Annotated in this window: 22 protein-coding genes; 14 read left to right on the forward strand and 8 right to left on the reverse strand. The window is 70.3% G+C overall.

Going from position 1 to position 22,086, the window contains the following annotated elements:
• Positions 1-38 precede the first annotated feature (38 nt).
• Positions 39-1,184 carry a citrate synthase 2 gene (locus tag ACQPXB_RS45075; protein ID WP_366584226.1) on the forward strand — a complete coding sequence of 382 codons (1,146 nt, stop codon included), beginning with the start codon at positions 39-41 and terminating at the stop codon, positions 1,182-1,184.
• A gap of 65 nt (positions 1,185-1,249) precedes the next feature.
• Here the strand turns inward: ACQPXB_RS45075 and ACQPXB_RS45080 are convergent, their stop codons facing one another.
• The gene (locus ACQPXB_RS45080; RefSeq protein WP_432857090.1) at positions 1,250-1,834 is read right to left on the reverse strand and encodes a TetR/AcrR family transcriptional regulator; all 585 of its coding nucleotides are present in this window, start codon (positions 1,832-1,834) and stop codon (positions 1,250-1,252) included.
• 14 nt (positions 1,835-1,848) lie between these two features.
• Positions 1,849-3,552 carry an SDR family oxidoreductase gene (locus ACQPXB_RS45085; protein ID WP_432857093.1) on the reverse strand — a complete coding sequence of 568 codons (1,704 nt, stop codon included), beginning with the start codon at positions 3,550-3,552 and terminating at the stop codon, positions 1,849-1,851.
• 229 nt (positions 3,553-3,781) lie between these two features.
• Between ACQPXB_RS45085 and ACQPXB_RS45090 the strand changes: the two genes are divergently transcribed.
• The 7 genes from ACQPXB_RS45090 to sepH all read left to right on the forward strand — a co-directional run bounded on the left by ACQPXB_RS45090 (position 3,782) and on the right by sepH (position 11,008).
• Complete coding sequence (locus ACQPXB_RS45090) at positions 3,782-4,621, forward strand: ABC transporter ATP-binding protein (protein ID WP_432848109.1); 840 nt, start codon at positions 3,782-3,784, stop codon at positions 4,619-4,621.
• Positions 4,618-5,451 carry an ABC transporter permease gene (locus tag ACQPXB_RS45095; protein ID WP_432848111.1) on the forward strand — a complete coding sequence of 278 codons (834 nt, stop codon included), beginning with the start codon at positions 4,618-4,620 and terminating at the stop codon, positions 5,449-5,451. Before ACQPXB_RS45090 ends, ACQPXB_RS45095 begins: the two co-directional genes overlap by 4 nt.
• The gene (locus ACQPXB_RS45100) at positions 5,448-6,620 is read left to right on the forward strand and encodes a sensor histidine kinase (RefSeq protein ID WP_386950909.1); all 1,173 of its coding nucleotides are present in this window, start codon (positions 5,448-5,450) and stop codon (positions 6,618-6,620) included. Before ACQPXB_RS45095 ends, ACQPXB_RS45100 begins: the two co-directional genes overlap by 4 nt.
• The gene (locus ACQPXB_RS45105; protein WP_432848113.1) at positions 6,617-7,240 is read left to right on the forward strand and encodes a response regulator; all 624 of its coding nucleotides are present in this window, start codon (positions 6,617-6,619) and stop codon (positions 7,238-7,240) included. Before ACQPXB_RS45100 ends, ACQPXB_RS45105 begins: the two co-directional genes overlap by 4 nt.
• Before the next feature lie 24 nt (positions 7,241-7,264).
• Entirely contained in the window at positions 7,265-8,611 is a 1,347-nt protein-coding gene (locus tag ACQPXB_RS45110; protein ID WP_432848114.1) for a serine hydrolase domain-containing protein, read from the forward strand.
• A 160-nt stretch (positions 8,612-8,771) separates the two neighbouring features.
• On the forward strand, positions 8,772-9,899 hold the full coding sequence (serC, locus tag ACQPXB_RS45115) for a phosphoserine transaminase (RefSeq protein WP_432848115.1): 1,128 nt from the start codon (positions 8,772-8,774) through the stop codon (positions 9,897-9,899).
• A gap of 260 nt (positions 9,900-10,159) precedes the next feature.
• A complete protein-coding gene (gene sepH / locus ACQPXB_RS45120) occupies positions 10,160-11,008 on the forward strand; it encodes a septation protein SepH (RefSeq protein WP_432848117.1) in 849 nt (282 codons plus the stop codon).
• Here sepH and ACQPXB_RS45125 read toward each other — a convergent pair.
• The 3 genes from ACQPXB_RS45125 to ACQPXB_RS45135 form a co-directional block, all read right to left on the reverse strand.
• Positions 11,005-11,361: an MmcQ/YjbR family DNA-binding protein gene (locus ACQPXB_RS45125; RefSeq protein ID WP_432848119.1), complete on the reverse strand. Its 357-nt coding sequence runs from the start codon at positions 11,359-11,361 to the stop codon at positions 11,005-11,007. The genes sepH and ACQPXB_RS45125 overlap by 4 nt on opposite strands.
• An 18-nt stretch (positions 11,362-11,379) precedes the next feature.
• Positions 11,380-11,976, reverse strand: a complete 597-nt coding sequence (locus tag ACQPXB_RS45130) for a DUF2537 domain-containing protein (RefSeq protein WP_432857096.1) — start codon at positions 11,974-11,976, stop codon at positions 11,380-11,382.
• Between the two features lie 311 nt (positions 11,977-12,287).
• On the reverse strand, positions 12,288-13,091 hold the full coding sequence (locus ACQPXB_RS45135) for a TrmH family RNA methyltransferase (RefSeq protein ID WP_366582527.1): 804 nt from the start codon (positions 13,089-13,091) through the stop codon (positions 12,288-12,290).
• Positions 13,092-13,317: 226 nt separating this feature from the next.
• Between ACQPXB_RS45135 and ACQPXB_RS45140 the strand changes: the two genes are divergently transcribed.
• The 5 genes from ACQPXB_RS45140 to ACQPXB_RS45160 all read left to right on the forward strand — a co-directional run bounded on the left by ACQPXB_RS45140 (position 13,318) and on the right by ACQPXB_RS45160 (position 17,981).
• Entirely contained in the window at positions 13,318-14,817 is a 1,500-nt protein-coding gene (locus ACQPXB_RS45140) for a glutamate-cysteine ligase family protein (RefSeq protein ID WP_432848121.1), read from the forward strand.
• A 63-nt stretch (positions 14,818-14,880) separates the two neighbouring features.
• Positions 14,881-15,498 (forward strand): TetR/AcrR family transcriptional regulator, encoded by a 618-nt coding sequence (locus ACQPXB_RS45145; protein WP_432848123.1) that lies wholly within the window; start codon positions 14,881-14,883, stop codon positions 15,496-15,498.
• Positions 15,499-15,565: 67 nt separating this feature from the next.
• Complete coding sequence (locus ACQPXB_RS45150; RefSeq protein WP_366582525.1) at positions 15,566-16,234, forward strand: heme oxygenase (biliverdin-producing); 669 nt, start codon at positions 15,566-15,568, stop codon at positions 16,232-16,234.
• Positions 16,235-16,443: 209 nt separating this feature from the next.
• On the forward strand, positions 16,444-17,067 hold the full coding sequence (locus ACQPXB_RS45155; RefSeq protein WP_366582524.1) for a superoxide dismutase: 624 nt from the start codon (positions 16,444-16,446) through the stop codon (positions 17,065-17,067).
• Positions 17,068-17,168: 101 nt separating this feature from the next.
• Positions 17,169-17,981 carry an arylamine N-acetyltransferase family protein gene (locus tag ACQPXB_RS45160; RefSeq protein ID WP_432848126.1) on the forward strand — a complete coding sequence of 271 codons (813 nt, stop codon included), beginning with the start codon at positions 17,169-17,171 and terminating at the stop codon, positions 17,979-17,981.
• Between the two features lie 239 nt (positions 17,982-18,220).
• On the opposite strand, the gene ACQPXB_RS45165 is transcribed toward ACQPXB_RS45160, so the two are convergent.
• The 3 genes from ACQPXB_RS45165 to ACQPXB_RS45175 all read right to left on the reverse strand — a co-directional run bounded on the left by ACQPXB_RS45165 (position 18,221) and on the right by ACQPXB_RS45175 (position 21,697).
• Entirely contained in the window at positions 18,221-19,480 is a 1,260-nt protein-coding gene (locus tag ACQPXB_RS45165) for an MFS transporter (RefSeq protein ID WP_366582549.1), read from the reverse strand.
• Between the two features lie 200 nt (positions 19,481-19,680).
• On the reverse strand, positions 19,681-20,112 hold the full coding sequence (locus tag ACQPXB_RS45170) for a MarR family winged helix-turn-helix transcriptional regulator (RefSeq protein WP_366582522.1): 432 nt from the start codon (positions 20,110-20,112) through the stop codon (positions 19,681-19,683).
• Positions 20,113-20,230: 118 nt separating this feature from the next.
• Positions 20,231-21,697, reverse strand: a complete 1,467-nt coding sequence (locus tag ACQPXB_RS45175; protein ID WP_432848128.1) for an NCS2 family permease — start codon at positions 21,695-21,697, stop codon at positions 20,231-20,233.
• A 137-nt stretch (positions 21,698-21,834) separates the two neighbouring features.
• On the opposite strand from ACQPXB_RS45175, the gene ACQPXB_RS45180 reads away from it, so the two are divergent.
• Positions 21,835-22,062, forward strand: coding sequence for a DUF2530 domain-containing protein (locus ACQPXB_RS45180; protein ID WP_220247183.1), 228 nt, complete (start codon positions 21,835-21,837; stop codon positions 22,060-22,062).
• Positions 22,063-22,086: the final 24 nt, after the last annotated feature.

The following is a 22,086-nucleotide window of genomic DNA, read 5'->3' on the forward strand; positions in this document are numbered from 1 at the left end:
ACAAAAGCCGGGGAAATGCGCATCGAAAGGTTCGCGAAGTGACTACCTCCACCATCAAGCAGCCGAACTCCGACCAAGCCGACGACGGCTTCCGCCCCGGCCTCGAAGGCGTGGTGGCGTTCCGCACCGAAATCGCCGAACCCGACCGGGACGGCGGCGCGCTGCGGTACCGCGGTGTCGACATCGAGGACCTCGCCGGCAAGGTGAGCTTCGGGGACGTGTGGGGCCTGCTCGTCGACGGCCGCTTCGGCAACGGGCTCCCGCCCGCCGAGCCGTTCCCGCTTCCGGTGCACACGGGCGACGTACGCGTGGACGTGCAGGCGGCGCTGCCGATGCTCGCGCCGATCTGGGGTTACGAACCGCTGCTCGACATCACCGACGAGCAGGCCCGCGACCAGCTCGCGCGCGCCTCGGTGATGGCGCTGTCCTACATCGCGCAGTCGGCGCGCGGCATTTCGCAGCCGGCCGTGCCGGAGTCGAAGGTCGACGAGGCCTCGACCATCACCGAACGCTTCATGGTGCGCTGGCGCGGCGAGCCGGACCCGGCCCACGTGAAGGCGCTCGACGCCTACTGGGTCTCCGCCGCCGAGCACGGCCTGAACGCGTCGACCTTCACCGCGCGTGTGATCGCGTCGACGGGTGCCGACGTTGCCGCCGCGCTCTCGGGCGCCATCGGCGCAATGTCGGGCCCGCTGCACGGTGGCGCGCCGGCGCGCGTGCTGCCGATGATCGAAGAGGTCGAGCGGACCGGTGACGCCGCCGGGCTGGTCAAGGGCATCCTCGACCGCAAGGAGCGCCTGATGGGCTTCGGCCACCGGGTCTACCGCGCGGAGGACCCGCGTGCCCGGGTGCTGCGCCGCACCTGCCAGGAGCTGGGCTCCGAGCGCTACGAGGTCGCCGCGGCGCTGGAGCAGGCCGCGCTGACCGAGCTGCGCGAGCGCCGCCCGGACCACCCGATCGAGACCAACGTGGAGTTCTGGGCCGCCGTGATCCTGGACTTCGCGCAGGTGCCGCCGAACATGATGCCCGCGATGTTCTCCTCCGCGCGCACCGCCGGATGGGCGGCGCACATCCTGGAGCAGAAGCAGACCGGCCGCCTCGTGCGCCCGTCGGCGAAGTACGTGGGCCCGGAGCCCCGCAAGCCCGAGGACGTCGAGGGCTGGGAAACCGTCACCAAGCACTGACCGAAGCACCCCAATGTGGCGTTCGGTGCGCCCAGCGCACCCAACGCCACATTGGGGTGGTCGGGTCAGGGGGTGAGCGCGGGGTCGTGGGCGGCGGTCGTGGCGAGCATGGCCGTGAGCTGGTCGACGAGCCAGGCGTCGAGGATTTCGCGGGGCACGTTGCGGTCCTGCAGCCACGACAGCAGCGCGCCCTCGACCACGGCCGTCCAGCACCGCAGCGTGAGCAGCACCAGCGGTGACGGCGAAGCGAGGCCCAGCGCGTCGAGGATCAGCTCCACCGATCGGTTGCGCACCTCGTCGATGGCCGCGTCCGTCTCCGACGTCGCGATCACGGAACCGCTGCGCAGCAAGGCGACGTAGCCGGCGCGATAGTGATCGGCCACGTCGATCAGCCCCCGCACGGCCGTGCGCAGCCGGTGTTCCGGCGGCCCCTGCTCCAGGTGCGCGAGGCCGTCGACGAGGCCGTCGGTGACCGTGCGCAGCGCCTCGACCTGCAGCTCGCGCAGGCTCGGGAAGTAGCGGTAGAACAGCGGCCGCGACACCTCGGCGCGCGCGACGATGTCGTCCACCGTCACCAGCTCCGGCGCGCGGCTGCCGAACAGGTCCAGCGCGGCGGCGATCAGGTCGTCGCGCCGGGCCTGCGGGGTCATCCGGCGCGGGCGGCTCACGGGGTGACGTCCAGCTTCGCCGCCGCGCGCAGCAGGCCGGGCGTCAGCCGCGAGAGGACCAGCGCGACCTTCGCTTCGGGCGTCGACGCCTGGATCGCGCGATCGCGCTCGACGGCCCGCAGGATGTCGCGCGCCACCTTCTCGGGGCCGAAGCCGCGCCGCGCGTAGAGCTTGGTCGACGCCTTCTGCCGCCGCGCTTCCTCCTCCGGCGCGACGCCGACGAACCGCGTGGTGCTGGTGATGTTGGTGTTCACCAGACCCGGGCAGATCGCCGTCACACCGATGCCGGCCCCCGCCAGTTCCGCGCGCAGCCCGACGCTCAACGCGAGCACCGCGGCCTTGGTCGTGCCGTACGCCGTGAGGACCTTCGACGGCAGGTACGCGGCGGCCGACGCGAGGTTCACGATCTGCCCGCCCTCGGCGCGCTCGACCATCATCGGCGCGAACGCGCGGCACCCGTGGATCACGCCCCACAGGTTCACGTCCACGACCTTCTCCCAGTCGGCCAGCGACGTGTCGAGGAACGGCCCGGACATCCCGATGCCGGCGTTGTTCACCACGATGTCGGGCACACCGAACTCCGCGCGCACCTGCTCGGCGAACCGGGCCACGGCGTCGCCGTCGGCGGCGTCCACTGTGTACTCACCGGCCTCGACCCCCTTGTCCCGCACCAGCTTCGCCGTTTCGGTCGCCGCGGCCGGGTCCAGATCGGTGACCACCACGTCCGCACCCTCGTCGGCGAACACCAGCGCGGTCGCCCGCCCGATGCCGCTGCCGGCCCCGGTGACGACCACCAGCCGGTTCGGGAACCGCCCGCGCTCGGCCCCGCCGACGCGAGCACGCTTCAGTGCCCGGCTCTCCTCGCCGCCCTCGACGTGGTCGATCAGCTCGGCGGTCGCGGCGGCCACGACACCGGGATCGCTGCGGGTGATCCAGTGCGAGCCGACGAGCCGGCGCACCCGCAGGTCCGGCACCCAGCGCTCGATCTCCGTCTGCAGCGGAGTGGTCACGTAGGCGTCGCCGGTCGGCGCGAGCACCTGCACCGGCACGTCGGCGGTCCGCGGCACCGGGCGCGAAAGCCGCGAGCCGATGTTCGCGCGATAGAGCTCCAGCCCGTTCAAGCCGTCGACGGTCGAGGGCGTGGCTTCGGCGGGCTCCAGCCGGCGCATGAGCGCGCGCATCAGCCCGGTGCGCCAGAACAGTTCCGGCACGACCGGGAGCTGGAACAGCAGGATGTAGTACGAGTGGAAGAACTGCCTCAGCGCCCTCGGCAGGCCCGACGGCCGCCGCAGCTGCGTGCGGAACCACGCGCCGGCGTGGTCGAGGCTCGGGCCGGAGATCGAGGTGTACGACGCGATCCGCCCGCGCAGCTCGTCGCCGGTGACCGCGTGCCAGGTCTGGATCGAACCCCAATCGTGCGCGAGCAGGTGGACCTTGCCGGTCGGTTGCACGGCGTCGACGACCGCGGCGAGGTCCGAGGCGAGCTGGTCGAGGCGGTACGCGCTGCGCGCCTTCGGTTTGTCGGACTCACCCGCGCCGCGCACGTCGTAGACCACGACGCGGTGGCGGCGGCCGAGCTCGGCGGCGACACCGTCCCACATCGAGCCGTTGTCCGGGTAGCCGTGCACGAGCACGACCGTGGGCCCGTCCGCGGCGCCGGTCACGCGCACCGAGAGGCGGACACCGTCACTGGCGGTCACCTGCTTGTGAGACATTCTGTCATGTTAGACAATTTGTCAATAGGAGTGGTTCACCTCGGCGGCGGTTGCCGTCTGCCGGGCGTTCGTGCCGTGGGTGGTTTTCGGGCTTCACAACGGCGTTTTCGCTGGTTCCACGGGAAACACCGGCTCGTGTCCACCGTTCGGTGGACAACCGGATTCCACTGGCCGGACGTCCCGCGGCGACGGTGCGTGGCCGCAGGATTGAGCCATGACCACAGCAGTGAGGGTGCGCGGACTGCGCAAGGAGTACCCCGGCCACGTCGCCGTGGGTGGACTCGACGTCGACATCCACCACGGCGAGGTGTTCGCGCTTCTGGGGCCCAACGGCGCGGGCAAGACCACGACCGTCGAGATCCTTGAAGGACACCGGCAGCGCACGTCGGGCGAAGCCGACGTGCTCGGCGAAGACCCTGGCAAAGCGGGCCGCGAGTGGCGCTCCCGGCTGGGCATCGTGCTGCAGACGGCGACCGACGCGGCCGAGCTGACCGTCACGGAAACCGTGCGACACTTCGCGAAGTACTACCCCAACCCGCGAGACCCGGAGGCGGTGATCGACCAGGTCGGCCTCACGGAGAAGGCCGGCGCCCGCGTGAAGTCGCTTTCCGGCGGGCAGCGCCGCCGCGTCGACGTGGCGCTCGGCATCATCGGCCGGCCCGAGCTGTTCTTCCTCGACGAGCCCACGACGGGTTTCGACCCCGAGGCTCGGCGGCAGTTCTGGGGCCTGATCGAAGGTCTCGCGAAGGAGGGCACCACGATCCTGCTGACCTCGCACTACCTCGACGAGGTGGAGGCGCTGGCCGACCGGCTCGTGGTGATCGCGAACGGCACGGTGGTTGCGGAGGGGACTCCCGAAACGCTCGGGGGCCGTGGCCAGGCCGAGGCGATCGTGCGGTGGAGCGACGAAACCGGGGAGCACGAGGAACGCACCGCGTACCCGACGAAACTCGTCACGCAACTGTCCGGCGGGACGAGGGAGCTCGCCGGCCTCACCGTGACGCGCCCCAGCCTCGAGGACATCTACCTGGACCTGATCGGGGAAAACCTGTGACCACCGCCGTCAAATCGCCGACCCGGCCGCCCCTGCCGGCCACCTTCACGCTGGGCACCGCCCGCGGCAGCTTCGAGCTGCGGCAGTTCTTCCGCAACAAGGAGCAGGTGGTCTTCACCTTCTCCCTGCCCGCCGTGCTGATGATCCTGCTCGGGTCCATTCTGGACGGTCCGACCGGACAGGCCGGAGTGTCGTCCGGCCAGCTGCTCGCGGCGAGCATGATCGGCGCCGGGATCGTGTCGATGTCGTTCAACAGCGTCGGCATCGGGATCGCCGCCGACCGCGAGGTGGGCGCGCTCAAGCGCCTGCGCGGCACGCCGATGCCGGCCGCGTCGTACTTCATCGGCAAGATGATCATGGTGCTCGTCACGAGCGTCGCCCAGACCGTGATCATGGCCGCGGTCGCGATGCTCCTGTTCGGGCTGAAACTGCCCGCCGACGGCGAGAAGTGGGCCACGCTGGTGTGGGTGATGGTGCTGGGCGTGATCTCCTCGACGCTGCTCGGCATCTCGATCAGCTCGCTCACGCGATCGGCCAACGGCACGGTGGCCGTGGTGCAGCTGGTGTACCTGGTGCTGCAGTTCATCTCGGGCGTGTTCGTCACGCCGATCACGCACCTGCCGAAGATCATGGTCGACATCGCGTCCTTCTTCCCGCTGAAATGGATCTGCCAGGGTTTCCGGTCGGTGTTCCTGCCGGAGGCGGCGGCGAGTCAGGAGATGGCGGGGACATGGGAACTTCCGACGGTGGCACTGGTGCTCGGCGCCTGGTGCGTGGTTGGGCTCGTGCTCGCGAGGCTCACGTTCCGGTGGACGAACGAGCCCCGGTGACCTCGCTCGACGACGCGTGGGAGCGCTCGTACTGGGTCTGGGAGGTGCTGTTCGCGGTCGTCTACCTGGCGACCGCCCTCCTGGTCCTGTTCGACGACGTTTCCCGAGCGGAGAAGGTGGTCGCGGAGGCCGCGCTCGCGGCGTTGCTGATCGGCTACGTCGCGGCGGGCCGCCGGATCACGCGCGTCGACGAGAACCCGGTGCCCCGCAACGTGGCCACGGGCGTGCTGGTGGTGCTCGTGGCCACGGCGATGTTCGCCGACACCACGGCCGCGTTCATCCTGTTCATGGCGTGCCCGATGTTGTTCATGCTGCAGGAGATCCGCCCGGGCGTCGTGCTCACGACGCTGCTGATCCTGCTCGAACCGGCCGCCGCCGTCGTCCGCGGCGGCTGGGAGAACCCGAGCCTGCCGATCCTGCTGCCGATGACCGCGATCCTCGTGGTGTTCAGCGTGCTGGCGGGCAAGTTCACCACCGACGTCATCAAGCAGAGCGCAGCGCGCGCCGAGCTCATCCGGCAGCTCGAAGACAGCCAGGCCGAGGTCTCGCGGCTCTCGCGCGAAGCCGGCACCGCGGCCGAACGCGAACGTCTGGCCCGCGAAATCCACGACACGCTGGCGCAGGGCTTCACCAGCATCGTCACGCTCACGCAGGCGATCGAGTCCGAACTGGACACCGACGTCACCGCGGCCCGCCGGCACCTCGCCCTGGCGTCGGCCACCGCCCGCGAGAACCTCGCCGAGGCCCGCGCGATGGTGGCGGCGCTGGCGCCTTCGGACCTCGCGGCCGGCACGCTCACCGACGCGGTGCGCCGCGCGGCCGAACGCCTCGCCGACGAGGCCGGCCTGCGCGTCGAGTGCGAAGTGGACGATCCCCTGCCACCGCTGGCCACGGCCACCGAGGTCGTGCTGCTGCGCGGTGCGCAGGAGGCGCTGGCCAACGTCCGCAAGCACTCGGGTGCGGACTCGGTGCTGGTGCGGCTGTCCGCTGTGGACGGAACGGTACGGTTGCGCGTGCGCGACGACGGCTGCGGCTTCTCCCCGAACGCGCCCACCGAGGGGTTCGGCCTGCGCGGGATGCGCTCGCGGGTCGAGCAGGTAGGTGGCCGGCTGAGCCTGCGCGGCGGCGCGGGTGGCGGGACCGAACTGGAGCTGGAGGTGCCCGCGTGATCACGATCATGCTGGTCGACGACCACCCCGTGGTGCGCGAAGGCCTGCGCGGGATGCTCGAGGCCGAGGCCGATCTGACGGTCGTCGGCGAAGCGGGTTCGGGCCACGAGGCCATCGCGCTCGACCGCGTGAAGCAGCCCGACGTGGTGCTGATGGACCTGCGCATGCCGGGCCTCGACGGCGTCGGCGCGATCCGCGGCATCCTCAAGGAGACGCCGAAGCGGCGGATCGTCGTGCTCACCACGTACGAGACCGACGCCGACATCCTGCGGGCCGTCGAAGCGGGTGCCGCCGGGTACCTGCTCAAGGACGCGTCGCGCGCCGAGCTGGCCGGCGCGATCCGGGCGGCGGCGCGCGGCGAGACCGTGCTGGCGCCGTCGGTGGCGGGCAAGCTCGTGAACCGCGTGCGCAACCCGGAACCCGTGTCACCGCTTTCGGCGCGCGAAGTCGAGGTGCTGCGGCTCGTCGCGAAGGGACTGACAAACGCCGACATCGGTCGGTCGCTGCACATCGGCGAGGCGACGGTGAAAACGCACCTGCTGCGCGTGTTCGGCAAGCTCGGTGTGTCCGACCGCACCGCGGCCGTGACCACGGCGCTGGACCGGCAGCTGCTGGGCTGAGCCGCGCGGGGCAGAATGGCCCGCATGCTCGCTTCCACCGAACTCGCCCTGTACCGCCGGCTCGCGCGGGAGCAGGCGTCCTCCCGCACGCCGTCCCTCGTCGGCGCCGTGGTGCGCGACGGGAACCTCGTGTGGTCCGGCGCGCGCGGCCGTATCGGCTCCGCGCGCCCCGACGACGACACGCAGTACCGCCTCGGCTCGATCACCAAGACGATGATCGCCACGGCCGTGCTGCGCCTGCGCGACGAGGGCCGGCTCGAGCTCACCGACCCGATCGAGAAGCACCTGCCCGGCACCGCGTTCGCGACGGCGACGGTGGCGCAGCTGCTCTCGCACACCTCCGGCCTCACGTCGGAGTCGCCGGGCCTGTGGTGGGAGCGCACGCCGGGCGACGACTGGGCCGCGCTCGTGGCGAGCCTCGACAAGGACGCGACGAAACTGCGTCCGGGCTTCAAGTTCCACTACTCCAACGTCGGTTTCGGCGTGCTGGGCGAGCTCGTGGCCCGCCTGCGCGGCAAGCCGTGGTTCGACGTCGTGCGCGAGGAGATCCTCACGCCACTGGGCATGACCCGCACGACGCCGCACCCTTCGGGCGCACACGCCGAGGGCTTCGCCGTGCACCCGTTCGCCGACGTCCTGCTGCCCGAACCCTCGCCCGACGCCGGCGCGATGGCCCCGGCCGGCCAGCTCTGGTCGACGATCAAGGACCTCGGCCGCTGGACGTCGTTCCTGGGCGGGCACACCGGTGGCGTGCTGAGCGAGGACACCGTGGCCGAGATGCGCACGATGAACACCGTCGACGACACCGAGGTCTGGACCACGGGCTTCGGCCTCGGCGTGATGGTGGTGCGCTACGAGGGCCGCCACCTCGCGGGCCACACCGGCTCGATGCCGGGCTTCCTCGCCGCGTCGCTCGTCGACCCGAACACCGGCACCGGCGCCCTGTGCCTGACCAACGCGACCGCCGGCGTCGGCATCACGCAGCTCACGCTCGACCTGCTCACGATGACCGACGAGCTGGAGCCCGCACTGCCCGACGAGTGGGTGCCGTCCACTGTGGACCCCGCGCTGCTCGCGCTCACCGGCCTGTGGCACTGGGGTCCGACGCCGTACCACCTGCGCGTGCTCGGTTCGGACCTCATCTCGCTCGACCCCGCCAACGGCGCCGGGCGCGCGTCGCGGTTCCGGCCCACCGGCCCGGACACGTGGGTCGGCCTCGACGGGTACTACACCGGCGAAACCCTCACCGTCGGCCGCGACGCGTCGGGCACGGCCAACCACCTCGACCTCGCGACGTTCATCTTCACCCGCACCCCGTACGACCCCGCCGCGCCCATCCCGGGCGGCGTCGACGAGGCCGGCTGGCGCTGAGCACCCCCATGCGGCGTTGGTTGCGTTGAGGGCACCCAATGCGGCGTTCGGTGCGTTGAGCGCACCCGATGCCGCATTGGGGCGAAAGTGTCGGGTTCCACATGTCGGACACCGCCCCACCGCATTGAGCAGGCGCATCCCCACCTGAGAGACTGCCCACATGACCGATGCAGCGGAGTTGAGCATCCCCGAAGACCTCAAGCCGGCCGATGGGCGCTTCGGTTGCGGACCGTCCAAGGTCCGTGACGAGCAGCTCGCCAAGCTGGCTGAGTCCGGCCACACCTACCTCGGCACGTCGCACCGCCAGAAGCCGGTGAAGTCGCTGGTCGGGCGCGTGCGCGCGGGGCTGTCCGAGCTGTTCTCCCTGCCGGAGGGCTACGAGGTCATCCTCGGCAACGGCGGCACCACCGCGTTCTGGGACGCCGCCGCGTTCGGGCTGGTGCGCGAGCGCGCGCAGCACTTCACCTACGGCGAGTTCTCCTCGAAGTTCGCGAGCGTCACGAACAAGGCGCCGTTCCTCGCCGACTCGATCATCGTGAAGGCCGACGCGGGCAGCGCGCCCGACATCGCGTACGAAACCGGTGCCGACCTCGTCGGCTGGGCGCACAACGAAACCTCGACCGGTGTCGCGGTGCCGGTCCGCCGCCCCGAAGGCAGCGAGGGCGCGCTCGTGGCGATCGACGCGACGTCCGGTGCCGGCGGCCTGCCCGTCAAGGCCGAGGACTTCGACGTCTACTACTTCGCGCCGCAGAAGTCCTTCGCGTCCGACGGTGGCCTGTGGATCGCCCTCGCCTCGCCGGCCGCGGTGGAGCGCATCGGCGAGCTGGGCAACGGCGACCGCTGGATTCCCGAGTTCCTGTCGCTCACCACGGCGCTGGACAACTCGCGCAAGGACCAGACGTACAACACCCCGGCCGTGGCCACGCTCTTCCTGCTCGCCGACCAGATCGAGTGGATGAACGGCCAGGGCGGGCTCGCCTGGACGACCGCGCGCACGCAGGACTCGTCGAACCGGCTGTACGAGTGGGCCGAGAAGACCTCCTACACCACGCCGTTCGTGAAGGACCCGGACCTGCGCTCGCAGGTCGTCGGCACCGTCGACTTCTCCGACGAGGTCGACGCCGCCGCCGTGGCCAAGGTGCTGCGCGCCAACGGCATCGTCGACACCGAGCCGTACCGCAAGCTGGGCCGCAACCAGCTGCGCATCGGCCTGTTCCCGGCCATCGACCCGGACGACATCACGAAGCTCACGCAGAGCATCGAGTACGTCGTCGAGCGGCTGGGCTGAGTTCTCGGTTCACCGACGGGCCCCTCCCACTCCGGGAGGGGCCCGTCGTGCGTTTCGGCGACGAACACGGAACACCACTCATTCGTGACGGAACGTGGTCGGCGTGTCCCACGGGTTCCCGGTGAGCGGGCCCGGGAGGATGACGCGGACCGTCTCCAAAAAGGTGACGGATGGGTGATGCATCGGCGCGCCTCGCGCGTCAAGCCGACGCGCCGTTCTAACGTGAGCACCCACAAAGGTGAAGATCGGGGAGGCGAGAAATGCGGGCGCTACGGGTGGTCGGGCTGCACGAGGACGGCAAGTCCATCGTGCTCGAGGACCCGGCGAGCCGTACCCGCTTCCTGCTCCCGGCCGATGAAACACTGCGAGCGGCGGCGAGGGGGGACATCGCTCGGCTGGGCCAGATCGAAATCGAGTTGGAGAGCCAGATGCGGCCACGCGAGATCCAGGCGCGAATCCGCGCCGGCGAGTCCGTCGAACAGGTCGCGAGCGGCGCCGGTGTCTCGGCGCAGCGCGTGGAGCGGTTCGCCTACCCCGTGCTGCTGGAGCGCTCGCGCACGGCCGAGCTCGCCCAGAGCGCCCACCCCGTCCGCGAGGACGGCCCCGACGTGCAGACGCTCGGTGAGGTGATCGCGTACGCGTTCGGCGTCCGCGGCCACGACTACAGCCAGGCCCGCTGGGACTCCTGGCGCGGCGACGACGGCAAGTGGGTCGTCGTGCTGCAGTGGAAGGCCGGGCGCTCCGACAACCGGGCCCACTGGTCCTTCTCGCCCGGCGCCCACGGCGGCACCGTGCACGCCGTCGACGAGAACGCCGAGGTCCTGCTCAACCCCAACTCCTACCGCCCGCCGCGCACGGTCCGCGCGCTCGACCCGGCGCGCGACGCCGTGGTGCAGCCGACGCTGGACTCGGCCGAGGACGAGCGGCTCGCCATCGAGGCGCCGGCCGACCCGCACGAGGAGGACGACGACACCCGGGAGATCCCGCGCGTCCCGTCCGACGACGAGGCCGCCGACGACGACCAGCCGCGCACGAAGCCCAAGAAGAACCACCCCATCGTGCCTTCGTGGGAAGACGTCCTGCTGGGCGTGCGTTCGCAGCGCGGCTAGTTCTCGATCAGCACGGCCAGCGACCTCGGCGCGACCAGCCGGTAGGCGTCGCGCACGATGTGGTCTATCTCGGCCCAGTCGACGTCCACGTCGAGGCGCACGCCGAGCCAGCCGCGGTGCCCGACGTAGGGCGGGCGGAAGAAGCGTTCCGGCTCGGTGCGCACGAGGTCCTCCTGCGCACCGGGCGGCGCCGGGCACCAGAACGCCAGGCGGCCGTCGTCGTGGTGGTGGTTCGCGAACGTCACGAACGTCTTCTTGCCGCGCACGAACCACGTCGGCTCGCCGTGGCTGAGGCGTTCGGTGGCCTCGGGCAGCGCGAGGCACAGCTTGCGCAACTCGTCGAGGGGTGCCATCGGGCCAGTATCGGCCGGTCAGAGCACGATCGCCAGCACACCCAGCCACGCGGCGACGATCCCCGCGCCCGCGCCGTACACCGCCCACCGCACGATCGGCAGCCGCCGCCCGAGCCACAGCGACGGCCCGATCCCGGCGGTCACCACGACCGACGCCACCACCGCGAGCCACACACTCGTCTCGCGCGCAAGCGTGCCGGCCAGCGCGAGCATCGCGACGGTCACGAGCACCGCGGCGAACGCCGACACCGTCAGCCCGGTCAGCCACGGCGTCGGCTCGGCCGGCGCTCCAGGCATCCCCCGCCGCCGCGCCACCACGCGCGCGGGCGGCTCGATCACCGTCTCGACGCCGGACAACGGATCCACGAACCGCACCGTCGTTCCCATCACCGTCGCCAGCCGCCCGGCCAGCTGCCTGCCCCGCTGCGACACGACCGAAGTGGCGACCTCCGCGTCGCCGCCCGTCCGCGACACCGCCGACGCGACGCGCGCCCACTCGTGCAGCGCCTGCGCCAGGTCCGCCCCGATCGCCAGCCGCCGCGGGTCGACTTCGCGCGCACCCTCACCACCCGGGCCGGCGAGCACCGCGCGCTCGCCCCGGATCCGCAGCTCCACTGACGTCCTCCCGCTGGGCATTTCCCACCTGCCGGTGCCCACCTGACGCGACCGTGCCGCGGCCCGCACCTGCCCGCAGCAGCGTAAGCCCGCGACCCCCTCGGCGGGACGGGCACCCGGCGCGGGAAGCGACCGCAATCAGAGCCGCACGTGGAGCAGTTCCTCCACCGCCACGAGCGTATAACCGCGCCACCCCGTCAGTGCCAACGGTTGGCGCACCGCCGGGGCCGGACGGGCCACGGTCGTTGACCGATCGACATTTTTGCCTGTGGTTATCGGCGCGGAATGGGTATCCCGGAAAGGTGAGCACCTCAGCGCGTGGCGGCGACCTCGTGGAACGCGACCGCGGCGGCGGTGGCGACGTTCAGCGAGTCGACGCCCGCCACCATCTCGATGCGCACGGCCAGATCCGCGGCCGCGATCGCCTCGTCGGTGAGCCCGGGGCCTTCGGCGCCGAGCATCAGCGCCACGCGCTCGCCCACCTTGTCGCGCAGTCCGCGCAGCGGAACGGAACCCGGCCGCGGTGTGAGCGCCGCCACGGTGAAACCGCTCTCCCGCAAGAGGTTCAGTCCGCCGGGCCACCCGTCCAGCGGAGCGAAGGGCACGCGGAGCACGTGGCCCATCGACACGCGCACACTGCGCCGGTACAGCGGATCCGAGCAGCCCGGCCCCAGCAGCACGCCGTCGACGCCGAGCGCGGACGCGTTGCGGAAGATCGAACCGAGGTTCTCGTGGTCGCCGACGCCTTCGAGGACGGCGAGCACCTGCGCGCCGGTGATGATCTCCGGAACCGCGGGCGGCGCCGGACGATCGGCCACCGCCAGCACGCCGCGGTTGAGGTGGAACCCGACCACGGAAGCCATCGTTTCCGCCGAAGTCACGTACGCGGGCGCGTCGACGCCGGACAGGTCGAGGTCACGCACTCGCCGTTCCACGCCGAGCAACGCCCGCACGGGGTACCGCGAAGCGAGCATCCGCTCGACCACCACGGTGCCTTCCGCGATCACGAGTCCCCGCCCACCGGGACGGTCCGGCCGCCGGTCCGCAGTGGACAAGTCGCGGAAATCGTCGAGCCGGGGATCTTCGGGATCCTCGGTGAAGATCAGTTCAGCCACACCGCACAGTGTGACATCCGCATGCCGGACCCCCGGCCGGTACAAAGGTGGTCCGAACGACCGGAGAACTCTGGTACGAATGGGCCATTTTTGCGCACGGTCAACCCCCCGTGACGGAGAGCACCAGTTTGGCCGCTAGCCCGGATGCGCCGCACTGTGCGACGGTGGGCGGCCTGGCAGTCCCCGCCCGGACACCCGCGGACAGCAGCCAAGGAGCGCGTCAGACATGGGTACCGATCTTTCGGCGAAACCGTTCGACCAGCTGGACCGAGGACGGTACCGCCGCAAGGTCCAACGCTGTCTCGACACGCTCGCCCGGATGCTCACGGACGGCAGCTTTTCCTTTCCCCGCAAGAACATCGGGCTCGAAGTGGAGCTGAACCTCGTCGACGGCCAACTGCGGCCGTCGATGACCAACACGGCGGTGCTGGAAGCGCTCGACGACCCGTCGTTCACCACCGAACTCGGGCAGCACAACCTCGAGCTGAACGTGCCGCCGCGCCCGCTCGCCGGCGATTCGGCTCTGCAGCTGGAAGACGATCTGCGCGCATACCTCGGCAAAGCGTCCGCCAAGGCCACCGACTCCGGTTCGACGCTCGCGATGATCGGGATCCTGCCGACACTGCGTCAAGAACACTTCGACCAGAAATGGCTCACCAACAACGCCCGGTATTCGTCGCTGAACGACCAGATCTTCGCCGCGCGCGGCGAGCGAATCGCGCTTTCCATGGACGGCGCGGCGCTTCCGGGCGAACAGCCGGAAAGACTGCGCAGTTTCGCGGAATCCATCCTGCCCGAAGCCGCGTGCACGTCGGTTCAGCTGCACCTCCAGGTGGCGCCTGAGGAATTCGCCGCGCACTGGAACGCCGCCCAGTGCCTCGCCGGCGTGCAGACGGCGCTGGCCGCCAACTCTCCCTTCCTGCTGGGCAAGGCGTTGTGGCACGAGACGCGGATCCCGCTGTTCCAGCAGGCCACCGACACGCGTCCGGAAGAGCTGAAGAACCAGGGCGTGCGGCCGAGAGTGTGGTTCGGCGAGCGGTGGATCACCTCGATCTTCGATCTGTTCGAAGAGAACGTGCGGTACTTCCCCGGCCTGCTGCCGCAGACCGACACGGAAGACCCGCTCGAAATGCTGGAGTCGGGCCAGGCGCCGAAGCTCACCGAGCTGCGCATGCACAACGGCACGATCTGGCGCTGGAACCGGCCGGTGTACGACGTCGTCGACGGCCTGCCGCACCTGCGCGTGGAGAACCGCGTACTGCCGGCCGGGCCCACGATCGTCGACATCGTGGCCAACGCCGCGTTCTTCTACGGCGCCCAGCGCGCGCTGGCCGAGCAGGAACGCCCGGTGTGGACGCAGATGTCGTTCCAGGCCGCGGAGGAGAACCTCTACGCGGGCGCGCGCAAGGGTTTCGAGGCGCAGCTGTACTGGCCCGGCATCGGCTGGATCCCGCCCGACGAGCTGGCGCTGCGCGTGCTGCTGCCCCTCGCCCACGAGGGACTGCGCCTTTCGGGTGTCTCCGACGAGGCCCGCGTGAAGTACCTCGGCGTGATCGAGCGGCGTTGCCTGGCCCGCCGCAGCGGCGCCACCTGGCAGCGCGACTACGTGCAGCGCGCGCAGGACCGCGGGGCCGACCGCGAGACGGCGCTCAACCGCATGCTGGGCCGCTACCTCGAGCTCTCGGCCGCCGGCGAACCCGTGCACACCTGGTCGCTCACCGACTGAGTACGAGCCCCCGTTCGGCCTTATGGTGGCCGGAGCAGGTCTCAGGCAGGCAGGGGAACGACGGTGCCAAAGGTACTCGGCGGCTCGCTCGAAGCGCACCGGCGCGAGGTCCGCGCACGGGTGTTCGAGGTGCTGCGCGCGCAGCTGTACGAGCGCGGCTTCGACGCGATCACACTCGCCGGCGTCGCCGCGGAGGCCGGGCTGGGCCGCACCGCGTTGTACAACCACTTCCCCGACAAGGAAAGCCTGCTCGTCGCGTTCGTCGAGGACGAGGCGGCGCGCTACGTCGAGCGGCTGCGCGCGGCCGTGGAGGCCGAGACGGACCCGATCGCGCAGCTGGCGACGTTCGTCCGGCTGCAGCTGCGGGTGCTCGCCGAGCACCACCTGCCACCCGGTGGCGCGCTGGAGTCGGCGCTCGCGCCCGCGGCCTACCGGCGCATCAGCGCCCACGCCGATCCGATCACCGGGCAGCTGCGGGCGGTGCTGCTCGCCGGCGTCGACGCGGGCAGCTGGCCCGCGCAGGACGTGGACGTGGTCGCCCCCATGATCACCGCGGCGCTCGGCACACGGCAGGTGATCGACGTGCCCGCCGAGCGGCTGGCCGGCGTGATCGAGGCGGCCGTGCGGTTCGTGCTGCAGGCCGTCGGTTCGAGTGAACTTCCGGATCCGCGTCCGATTTAGGGTAGCCTAAGTCGTGATCGTGGCCTACCCTCGTTCTGACAGCGTGTCAGAAAAGAGGGAGGCCGCGATGTCGGTGACCACTGAGCTCGAAGCCCGGCCGTTCTCCGGACAGCTGCGGGAGTCGACCAGGGGCGTGCACGACCGGGCCAACCACTCCACGTACATGAACGCGCTGCTCGGCGGCGAGCTCTCCCTGGAGGGCTACACGCAGCTCGCGATCCAGTACTACTTCGTCTACCAGGCCATCGAGCGCGTCAGCGACACCATGACCGCCGACGCCGTGGGCCGCGAGTTCGTGTTCGACGAGCTGCGCCGGCTGCCCGCGCTCGAGCGCGATCTCGCACGCCTCGTCGGGCCGGCCTGGCGCACCGAGATCCGCCCGCTCGCCAGCACGGAGGCGTACGCCGCGCGCATCGCCGAGGCGTCGGCGTGGGCCGGCGGGTACGTGGCACACCACTACACGCGCTACCTGGGCGACATCGCGGGCGGCCAGATCATCCGGCGACTGCTGGAGAAGAACTTCGACCTCGCCGAGGCCGGCTCGCTGTTCTACCACTTCGACGAGATCGGCAGCGCGCCCGCGTTCCGCGACCGCTACCGCGCGAAGCTCGACGCCGCGCCGTGGGACGACGACGCCCGCGCCCGGGTGATCAACGAGACACTGGTCGCCTTCGAACACAACGTCGCCGTGTTCGACGAGCTGGCGCACGACCTGGACCGATACCGGATCGCCTGACGCCCGGGCGGATGAGGCTGATCACAAGAAGTTGACCTCCAGTTTGGTGGAGGTACAAGGCTCGGTTTCGCACAGTGCCCACCCGGGTACGCAGTGGCCGAACGAGTGGGTCCACCCTGTGGCACGGAGGCCGCCCCCGGTCGCCGCGAACCCCGGTGTGCTACTAGGTTCGGTAGTAGGAACTTGTGTCGAAGACTGAAGGAGGGCCAATGGCCCGGTACAACCTGCCCGATCTCGACTACGACTACGGCGCTCTCGCGCCCCACATCTCCGGTCAGATCAACGAGCTGCACCACAGCAAGCACCACGCGACCTACGTCAAGGGTGCCAACGACACGCTCGACAAGATCGCGGAAGCGCGCGAAGCCGGCGACTTCGGCAACATCGTCGGCCTTGAGACCACGCTGGCCTTCAACCTGGCCGGCCACGCGAACCACGTCGTCTGGTGGAAGATCCTTTCGCCGGAAGGCGGCGACAAGCCGACCGGCGAACTGGCCGCGGCGATCGACGACGCGTTCGGCTCCTTCGACAAGTTCAAGGCGCAGTTCACCGCCGTCTCCACCACGATCCAGGGCAACGGCTGGGGCGCGCTCTCCTGGGACCCGATCGGCAAGACGCTGATCACCCAGCAGCTGCGCGACCACCACAACAACCTGATCCTGCCGACCACGCCGATCCTGCTGGTCGACGTGTGGGAGCACGCGTTCTACCTGGACTACAAGAACGTGAAGCCGGACTACGTCAAGGCCCTGTGGAACATCTTCAACTGGGCTGAGATCAGCAAGCGCTTCGACAACGCCGTCGCCGGCGGCAACGGCCTGCTGCTCGGCTGAGCCTGCTGTTCCTCCACAAAAGCGGGGTTCTCCTTCACGGAGGGCCCCGTTTTTCGTTTCTCGCTTGACTTCGAGTGCACTCCAGGTGTGAGGCTGGGGTCATGGACGTCGACGCCTACCTCGCCCGTCTCGACCTCGCGTTGCCCGACAAGGCCGACCTCGCGGCCCTGCGGCAGCTGCAGGAGCGCCACCTCGAACGCGTGCCGTTCGAAAACCTGAGCGTGCACCTCAGTGAACCCATCGAGCTGGCCGAGGAAGCGCTGTTCGACAAGATCGTGCGCCGCCGGCGCGGTGGCTTCTGCTACGAGCTCAACGGCCTCTTCGCGGCCCTGTTGCGCGAGCTCGGCTTCGAAGCCGCGTTGCGCAGCGCGCAGGTTTTCACCGACGACGGCGAGCCCGGGCCACCGCTGGACCACGCGGCCGTGGTCGTGGACCTCGACGACGAGCAATGGCTGGTGGACGTCGGTTTCGGCCGCTTCAGCCGGGGCCCGCTGCGCCTGTCGGCCGTGGAGGTCCAGTGCGACCAGGAGGGCGAGTTCCTCTTCCTGGACGCCCCGTTCGGCGACGTGGACGTACTCCGGGACGGCAAGCGCGTGTACCGCCTGGAGGCGCGCACACGGCCGCTGACGGACTTCGTGCCGATGGCGTGGTGGCAGTCGACGTCGCCGCTGTCGGGCTTCACCAGGCGGCTCACGTGCTCGCGGCCGACCTCCCAGGGCCGCGTGACGATGTCGGGAAACCGGCTGATCGAAACGGTCGACGGGGTGCGCAACGAGGTCCTGCTGGCCACCGACGACGCCGTGCGGACCGCGTACCGCGTGTACTTCGGCCTGGCGCTCTCTCGGCTGCCGACCCCACCTGGTGAGCACCCCTTGACGGAGCCCGCGGCCGACCCGACTATGAACCCGTCATAAGGGACCGATGAACGGAGCCCCGCTCCCGGGGTTCCCAGGGGCGGGGCTCCGTCCGTTCCCGAACTGACTGCCGCTCCCACCACGAAGCGGACATGTATGAGGTTAGCCTAACCTCATCAACTCCGGCAAGTCCCCTCTTGCGGAGACCCACCTCTCACTCGTCCGGGTGACCCGTGAAAAGCCGCTGAAAACGCTGAAGGGCACCTCGGCGAACCGAGGTGCCCTTCAGGACGAGCAGGTCAGACGCGTTCGCGCTTGAGCACGCGCAGGCCGTTGCCGAACCGGCGCACGGGCAGCGACACACCGCCGCGCCGGATCAGCACCAGCGCGCACACCACGGCGGCGATGAGCGAGATCGCGCCGCCGATGTAGAACGGCGAGCGGCCGCCGAACGCGTCGGCCATCCAGCCGGTCATCGGACCGCCGATGGGGTTGCCGCCGATGAGGACCAGCACGTAGATGCCCATCACCCGGCCGCGCATCTCGGGCGTGACGGACGTCTGCACCAGCGCGTTGGCCGTGTTCAGGAACGTGATGGTGGCGAAGCCGAGCGGGATGAGGCCCAGGCCGAAGGCCAGGTATGTCGGCATGAACGCCGTGATGAACTCGAACAGGCCGAGCCCGGTGGCGGCGATCAGCATCGTCCGCACCCGCGGCCGGCTCTTGATGCCGCGGCGCGCGGACAACAGCGCGCCCACGAACGTCCCCACCGCGACGAGTGTGGACAACAGACCGTAACCGTCGGCCTGGGTGTGGAAGACGTTGGCGGCGACGATCGGCAGCGACGTGAAGTAGGTGATGCCGAACGTGCTGACGAAGAACATCAGCACCATCACCGTGACCAGGTCGGAGCGGTGGCGCACGTAGCGCAGGCCCTCCATGAGCTGGCCCTTCGCGCGCGGGATCGCGGGCCCGCGGAAGAGCTTGGCCGGGTTCATCAGCGCGAGCCCGGTGACCACCGCGACGGTGCTCACCGCGTTGGCGATGAACAGCCAGCCGGTGCCGACCCAGGTGATCGCGAACCCGGCGATGGCCGGGCCGACGATGCGGGCCAGGTTGAAGATCGAGGAGTTGAGCGCGACGGCGTTGGCGATCTGGTCGCGGCCCACCATCTCGGCGACGAACGACTGACGCGTCGGCACCTCGATGGCGGAGGTGATGCCGAGCATCATGCACAGCAGGTACACGTGCCAGATCTGCACGACGCCGGTCAGGTTCAGCACGCCGAGCAGCGTGGCCTGCACGCAGTTGATGCTCTGGATGAGGATCAGCATCCGCCGCTTGTCGACGCGGTCGGCGAGCACGCCCGCCCACAGCGACAGCAGCAGCGTCGGCGTGAACTGGAACGCGACGGCGATGCCGAGCGCCACCGGGTTGTTGCCCGAGAGCTGGAACACCAGCCAGTCCTGGGCGATGCGCTGCATCCAGGTGCCGACGTTCGAGATGACCTGGCCGCTGAAGAACAGCCGGTAGTTGCGCACGCGCAGCGAGGCGAACATGCCCTTGCCGCGCTTGGGTTCCACGGGTCTGTCGGGCGCCTCCGGCACCTGATCGGCGCCGTCGGGCAGGCTCTTGACCTGGTTTTGCCTCGTACCGGGTGGTCCGGACGTGGGCGGGCTGGCCGGCTGTGGCGCCGTGTCCCGGGTAGCAATGGTTTCCGTCGTACGCTCTGCTTCGCTACCCGTGGTCGCCACCGGTGTTAGTTCCCCGCCATCCTGTCGATGATCTCAGCGGCGCGGGAGAGCACTTCCAGCTCTTCCTCGCCGAGTTCGGCCAGTTGCCGATCCAGCCACGCCTCCCGGACGGAAATGGCCTTCTTCACGTAGGCCATGCCGCTGTCGGACAGCTCGACGATGGCCTGCCGGCCATCCGTCGGGTGCGGGCGCCGCTCGACGAACCCCATCTCCTCGAGCGCGGCGATGACCCTCGTCATCGAGGGCGGCTGGACGCCTTCCTTCGCGGCCAGCTGACCAGGCGTCAGCGGACCGCACTTGTGCAAGGTGGACAGCGCCGCGGTCTGCGTCAACGTCACGTCGTCGCCCACGCGCTGTGCCCGGAGCCGGCGGTTGAGCCGGACCACCGCGAGACGCAGGCGGCTCGCGAGGGAGCGCTCATGCGGGTCGCCGGACATATAGTTAGCTTACCTCACGAAAATCGCGCCGGCGGGTGAACCCCGCCACCCTCCGCGATCACGCTCAGCTCAGTACCGGCCGCCTGCGGCGCCGGTCAGCGCGGGACCGGTTCCATGCTCAGCTCAGGGCGGCCTGGATCGGGCCCACCGCGAAGTACGCCACGAACGCCACCGCGATCACCCACATCAGCGGGTGGACCTGACGGGCCTTGCCGGTGGCGGCGCGGATGACGACGTAGCTCACGAAGCCCGCGCCGATGCCGTTGGCGATGGAGTAGGTGAACGGCATGACGACGATCGTCAGGAAGGCCGGCAGCGCGATCGAGAAGTCCGTGAAGTCGATCTCCCGGACCTGCCCCATCATCAGCGCGCCCACGACCACCAGCGCCGGTGCGGCGGCTTCGACGGGCACGATCTGGTAGAGCGGCGTCAGGAACATGGCGGCGAGGAAGAGCACGCCGGTGACGACGTTGGCCAGGCCCGTGCGCGCGCCCTCCGCGATGCCGGACGCGGACTCGACGAAGACGGTGTTGGAGCTGGCCGAGCCGAAGCCGCCGGCCGCGCCGGCGAGGCCCTCGACGAACAGCGCGCGCCCGACGTTGGGCAGCTGGCCGTCCTTGCCGATCAGGCCGGCTTCCTTGCCGAGGCCCGTCATGGTGCCCATGGCGTCGAAGAAGTCGGCGAGCACGAGCGTGAACACGAGCAGGACGACGGTGATGATCGGCAGCCGCGTCCACGCGCCGAAGGACACGTCGCCGACCAGCGACAGGTCCGGCGTGCCGACGACGTTCGACGGCAGCGCCGGGTAGCCGAGGTTCCAGCCCTTGGGATTGGTGCCGTTCGACGGCCCGGCCTTCACGAGCGCCTCGACGACGATGGCCAGCACGGTCGAGCCCAGCACGCCGATGAGGATCGCGCCCTTGACCTTCTTCGCCACGAGGATCGCGGTGAGCAGGAGACCGACCACGAACACGGCCGTCGGCCAGGAGGCGACCGAGCCGTTGATGCCGAGGCCGACCGGGACGGTGGTGTGCGCGTCGTCGGGCAGGCGGCGCACGAAGCCGGCGTCGACGAGGCCGATGAGGCAGATGAACAGGCCGATGCCGACCGCGATCGCCGACTTGAGGGCCGGCGGCACCGCGCGGAACACGGCCGTGCGGAAGCCGGTGAGCACCAGCAGGACGATGATCACGCCCTCGATCACCACCAGGCCCATGGCCTCGGGCCAGGTCATCTGGGGTGCGAGCGTGACGGCGAGCAGGCTGTTGAGGCCGAGCCCGGTGGCGATGGCGAACGGGTAGTTGGCGATCAGGCCCATGAGGATCGTCATCACGCCGGCGACCAGCGCCGTCACCGCGGCCACGGCCGGGACCGGCAGGATGTGGCCGAGCACGTCGGCGTGCGCCGAGGGGGTGCCCGCGGCGAAGCTGCCGATGATGAGCGGGTTGAGCACCACGATGTAGGCCATGGTCACGAACGTGACGACACCGCCCCGGATCTCCCGCCCGGCCGTGGAGCCGCGTTCGGAGATCCTGAAGAAGCGGTCCAGAGTGGACACGGTCTCCCGCTCGCGCTGATCCGTCATGCCCTGCCCCTGTCCTGCTCGCTGCTGTCTAGCTCACTGCTGTCGTGCTCGCTGCTGTCGTGCTCGTTCCGGGAACGCCCGGGGGTACCCTTCACCACGTGGATGAACCGATCAATCCCGCGGAGGTAACGGGCTCGTTGCGGCACACGCCGGACCTGCCCAAGCGCCTGACCGACCTGACCCCGGTGGTGATCGTAGGTACCTCGCTGTGGGCGGTCGCGCTGGTGGTGCTCTTTTTCGTCGCCGACGGCGTGTGGGTGTGGACCGCGTTCGCCGGGATCGTCCTGGGGTTCATCGGCTTCGGCATCATCTTCTGGCAGCGTGCGGCGGCCCGGCGGGGGTCGAAGTCGGCGCAGCGTCTCTAGTCCAGCGGCGCCAGTTCAGCGGCT

Origin of the sequence: Amycolatopsis sp. CA-161197, assembly GCF_050942255.1 — a bacterium.
Classification (GTDB): Bacteria; Actinomycetota; Actinomycetes; order Mycobacteriales; family Pseudonocardiaceae; genus Amycolatopsis.